At 64.0% G+C, this 3014-nt stretch carries 2 protein-coding genes; one reads left to right on the top strand and one right to left on the bottom strand.

From position 1 onward, the window contains the following. The coding region (locus J4F42_22495) for a TonB-dependent receptor (protein MCE2488293.1) at positions 1-2067 on the bottom strand (2067 nt) is incomplete at its 3' end. A gap of 590 nt (positions 2068-2657) precedes the next feature. Here J4F42_22495 and J4F42_22490 point away from each other — a divergent pair. Beyond that, positions 2658-3014: hypothetical protein (locus tag J4F42_22490; GenBank protein MCE2488292.1), on the top strand; the 357-nt coding region annotated here is incomplete at its 3' end.

Below are 3014 nucleotides of genomic sequence, written 5' to 3'. Positions count from 1 at the left end.
CGTCACCCCGCTGCGGGCGCACTCCTCAAAGCTGCGGCCGGCTGCGGTTTTGCCGTCAACCACCTCGCCGGCGCACGGGTCGGAGGTCATGTAGATCAGGCCCAGCCGCTGGGGCAGGAACTGTTCGCGGATACTCGGCGCGCGCACCGCCCGCTGATAGCTGCCGCGCAGACTGATATCGTGGTTGATGGCCCAGCCGGCCCGCACGCCGTAGGTATCGGTCTGGACGCCGTACCAGGAAGAGCGATAGCCGCCGTTGACGATCAGCTGGCGGATGAACGGCACGTCCTCGATGAGCGGGATACCGGTCTCAATGAAGAAGGCCGGCACGTCAAAGCCGCCGCTGAGGGGCTGCGGCGCACCGCCCACGCCGGTCCCGTCCCCGCTCTGGGTGATCCGGTCGGGCCGGTATTTCAGATTCTCCTCGCGCCACTCGCCGCCCAGGGCGATGTCGATGCCATTGATGGCAAACGGCGATACCAGGCCGTAGCGGCCGAGATTGCCGGCCAGATAGCCCGACACCACGGTCTGGTCGGTGCTGCCGCGCGTCCGGCGCGTTTGGGCCAGGTAGTCGGTCATCCGGCTGGTGACCGCGCCGTCTTCAAAGATGTTCCAGGCCACGCAGTCCGGGTCGGTGCCGGTCAGCACCGAGCGGCACACGACGTTGCCGGTCGCCGGGTCGCGGACCGCATCCAGGGCCCGGTTCATCCGGCTGGTCGACAGGCCGTTGACGAACTTGCTCCAGGCGCGGACCGCAGCGTACTGGTAGTACACATTGTAGCGCCAGCTGTCGCCGATCTCGCCCCGCAGCCCGAACACCCCACGGTAGGAGGTGTGGTGCAGATAATCCTTGCGGTTGCCGCTCTCGATGCTGCGCCGGCCGATGTAGACGTTCTGGATATCGTCCTCGGTCAAGCCGTACTGGCCGCACACAGCCTGAAACTGCTGCTCGGACAGAAAGGCGTTGCCGCAGTGCAGGTGGCGCTGCCTGAAGAACGAGCCCGAGGGCGCGATCTGGGCGGTGGTGCGGTCGTCCATGAACATCAGTTCGGTGTAGGCTTCGACGTATTTATGCAGGTCGTAGTGGGCAAACGCGCCGGCGGTCCAGCGCGTATCTGGGCGCTGGAAGTGGTTTGGGGGCGCGTAGTTGTAGGGGCGGCCGTCCCAGTTGGCGAACTCATTGCCCTCGACCTGGTAGAAGAACGGCCCGCCCGGGTCATGGCCGGGCGCGACCTGACGGCTGCCGAAGTCGGCAAACAGGCCCTTGGGAGTCGTGCCCGAGCCCACGCACCGATCAAGCTCGGGGGTCAGATCGCAGCTGCTGTGATCGCGGTCGCCCAGAAAAACCTCCCCGCCGTCACGCCAGGTCGCGTAGGCGGTGATGTTGCCCCGGTCGCCCAGGTTTTTGCCCAGGATGACCGACACGTTGGACAGCTCGCCGTCGGCGGTGGCGTCGTCGGCAACCTCATAGCCCTGGTCGGAGATCAGCCGCTTGAGGCGGCGGTTGTCGTTGTCGTGTTGGTGCTGGCTGAACTGATAATCGACCTTGATGCCCTCGAAATCGTCGATCAGGATGAAGTTGATCACACCGGCAACCGCATCCGAACCATAGGTCACCGAGGACCCGCCGGTCAGCACATCCACACGCTTGAGCAGGGCGCCCGGTATCTGGTTGATGTCCTCGTTGCCGGTCCCTCCCCAGGGTGAGCCGGCCGGCATGCGACGGCCGTTGATCAGCACCAGGGTGCGCGACGAGCCCAGGTGGCGCAGGTTGAGGGTGGCGATGCCGCTGGCGCCGTTGGCGTTGGAGGCGTTCTGACCGCCGGTGAACACCGAGGGCAGGGAGCGGACCAGCTCTTCGACCCGAACCGTGCCCTGGTGCAGGACTTCGTCGGCGTCAATGCTGACAATCGGGCCGGTCTCGACCTGGTCGGCGGTCTGCCGCAGGCGCGTACCGGTCAGCTTCCAGTTGCTGCGGCTCTTGGCCGGCTTCAGCCTCGGTCTGTTGGCCGGGTTCGGCCTGCGGCGGTTCAGTCTCCGGCTGCTGGGCGCTGGTCGGCGCGACACCGGCCAGCACCAGCGCCGTCGCCACAGCCACCAGCCTGGCAACAGGTATTAGCAAAGCTTTTCTCAACATGGCCATTTTTTAACCGATTCCGGACAGCAGCGGTAGGGGCGGGTTTCAAACCCGCCCCTCCGAAGCCCCGCGTTTCTCCCTCTGTCAGTTGAATATGGCGTCATACAACGCCACGAGGATGCGCTCGAAGGCATCCTGGTCACTCATCACATCGCCTCTTCGTTCCATCGCCCCGCCAAGCGGCCTACGCCCGCCGGATCGACCGCCTCCCAATTGGGAGGCTTGACGGTTCCCCGTCTGTCTTTTACAGAATAAATGATATTTAATTGCAATTATAAATTAATCTCAATTAAGATTGATTTCTAATTTAACCGTCCGTCCGACCGGTGGTCTTTGCTACAACCTCGAGGCCCGCGGTCCTCGAACCTAGCGTCCATCAGGACACACATCGTGTTGGGCAACGGTCGTACCACAGGAGCCAAGAGTGTACTGCAGAATCCGATCTCTCCCCCTCATACACAGGCGTCATCCGTTCCGCTTCTCTATTTCGCCGAGTCTGGTCCTGGCTACACTGCTGTGTATGGTCGGTACGGCAGGAGCGCAACAAACCTTCTTCATTGATACAGTGGCGGGTCCGAGCTGGCCCTATCCCGACTATCCCAATAGCGTGGCGGTAGCCAGCGACGGCACCATCTACCTGGCCGACCGAGACAGCCACACCGTCTTGCGGGTAGAGACGGACGGGAGCCTCAGTGTCTTTGCGGGAACGGGATTCGCCGGTTTCAGCGGCGACGGCGATGCCGCGGCGGCAGCCCAACTCAACACGCCCACCGGCGTGGCGGTGACCGCCGATGACGGCACTGTGTACATTGCCGACCGGGCCAACAACCGCATCCGCAAGGTCGACGTGGCCACCCGGATCATCACCACGGTCGCC

The organism is Desulfurellaceae bacterium (assembly GCA_021296095.1).
In the GTDB taxonomy this organism is placed as follows: Bacteria; Desulfobacterota; Binatia; order Bin18; family Bin18; genus JAAXHF01.
Note: the sequence above shows the minus strand (reverse complement) of the source record. Positions and strands in the feature narration are given on the sequence as shown.